General features: G+C 33.1%; 3 protein-coding genes. All 3 read left to right on the top strand.

Features of this window, described 5'->3' with window-relative positions; all coding sequences use genetic code 11:
• The first annotated feature begins 112 nt into the window (after nucleotides 1-112).
• The 3 genes from VZ95_RS24670 (at nucleotide 113) to VZ95_RS24675 (ending at nucleotide 1,667) form a co-directional block, all read left to right on the top strand.
• Nucleotides 113-421 (top strand): hypothetical protein, encoded by a 309-nt coding sequence (locus tag VZ95_RS24670; RefSeq protein WP_156995477.1) that lies wholly within the window; start codon nucleotides 113-115, stop codon nucleotides 419-421.
• A gap of 248 nt (nucleotides 422-669) precedes the next feature.
• The gene (locus VZ95_RS20415) at nucleotides 670-1,350 is read left to right on the top strand and encodes an efflux RND transporter periplasmic adaptor subunit (protein ID WP_156995478.1); all 681 of its coding nucleotides are present in this window, start codon (nucleotides 670-672) and stop codon (nucleotides 1,348-1,350) included.
• An 86-nt stretch (nucleotides 1,351-1,436) separates the two neighbouring features.
• Nucleotides 1,437-1,667: a hypothetical protein gene (locus VZ95_RS24675; protein ID WP_156995479.1), complete on the top strand. Its 231-nt coding sequence runs from the start codon at nucleotides 1,437-1,439 to the stop codon at nucleotides 1,665-1,667.
• Nucleotides 1,668-1,944: the final 277 nt, after the last annotated feature.

Raw genomic sequence — 1,944 nt, forward strand, 5'->3', positions numbered from 1 at the left:
CGGCGAATCTTTAATGCATAGAAATCTAATACGATATATAAAAATTCCTTGACATCTTTTGGTTGAAAACATTATCAGAGATAGGTTGTGTTTAACGTCAGGAGAATATGTCGTGCGCTATTACTTATTTACGTTCGACATAAATACAACATATGAGAATCAGACCGATTACCATGATGTATATCAAGCAATTTGTGACCTTAGATACGAAGGATACACAGTCAATGAGTTAGAAACGGCAACTACTTTTATGATATCTCACGAAGATCAAAAATTCCAAGATTTAAAAACTTTAGCTAGAGGTTTATTTAATATTTTTGATAAATGGGTTATTTGCCAAATTGCAAAAAATCAGAGTAACAACGAACCTATTACTTCTAACCAGGGAAGCCCTTTCGATTGTAGTGAATATGAGGATTAATCCTTGCTATTCCTACGCCAACTATCTCCCCAACGTTTACCTTTCCGAGTAAATTCTACAAATCTGTACTCAATTCTCAATAATTTGGCAACAATATTAAATATACGTATTCTTAATGGTGTGCGAATCATTTTAGCCAAAATATATCTCCTGTTTTTTAAAAAAAATCTAATGTATTTACGCTAAGAAATATGCTTCGCATGAAAATATCTTGTTGCAGTTGATGTATAATGCAAGGAATAAATCCAATGTCGCTTCCATCAAAAAAGATAAATTTGAAGAAAAAAATGATCTCTACGGGAGAGTTCTTATTCTCTTTTTCCATGTTTTCAATTCTCATTTTAACAACTATCATCATGATTAATATAATGCTGTTTGGTAAAATCCCTTTATGGGAAGTGAATATCGAGAATATTAATATTAAAACTCTAGCAGATTTGGCAAATATTGGCGATTATATCGGAGGTGTAGCCGGACCTTTTCTCAACTTTGTAACTGTGGCATTATTGATTTTATCTATAATGTTTCAACAACGTCAAATTAAGATTTCAAAAGAGGAATTGGAAGCAACTCGTGCTGAAATGGTTCTTGCCCGTGAAGAAGCTAAACGCGCTGCTGATGCGAATGAGGAATCAGTCCAAGAACAAAAAATTCAAACCGAACGAGCTATCCAATCAGCGAATGCACTTACAGATGCCGCCATTGCTCAAATTGCAAGCGCAGAAGCGCAAAAACGCCTTGCACAAGCGAATATCATCTCATTGAAGATACAGGCACTGGAAGCGGAAAAGACTGCCTATCTGCATATCCGCAGCAAAGGCGCAGAGGTAAATGTTTTTAATTCAAATGAAGAAAAAATAAAAGAAACTAATAGGAAAATTAATACGCTATACGCTGAATTGGATGCTATGAGTTATGATAAAATTTAAAAATTTCTATGAAAGCCGCTTGAAAAAAATCTTGATCGCCATAAACTGCTATCGTAGCAGGCACATATGTATTCAAGAGGTTGAAGATGACAGATAAAAGCGAGAACTTAAATGAAGGAAAATTTGTAGCTTCTGATCCTGCTGAAGCAATTATGGTGTTATCAGCTATAATCATTGCATTGATAAAATATCTTGAAGATAATGGTGGGCAAAAACTTCAAAAACAAGCACTTATCCCAAACATTCATCATTTCGTTCCGGGAGGAATTAGTCAAGATTCGCAAAAAATTGTAAATAATATTATCTCAAAGATATAATCGTTAATCTTATTGAATTTAAAACAGTCGCATATTCTGTTAAATACTCTACTCGTGGACTTCTGTTAAATTGTTCATTTTCAGACATATCGCTTATATCATCTAATTCCTTTTTTGTTTCGGATAATATTTTATCAATGTAGGTGTGGTAACTATTTAAATTCATTTCATTTAAAAAATCACTATATTTACTCATGGTAATAGCCCTTTTGTTAAAAACACTTCGCATGTATTTTATGCAAAAGCCATGCTTTATTCAAAAATAATCTTGTGGCAT

This window comes from Elstera litoralis (assembly GCF_000963705.1).
Classification (GTDB): Bacteria; Pseudomonadota; Alphaproteobacteria; order Elsterales; family Elsteraceae; genus Elstera; species Elstera litoralis.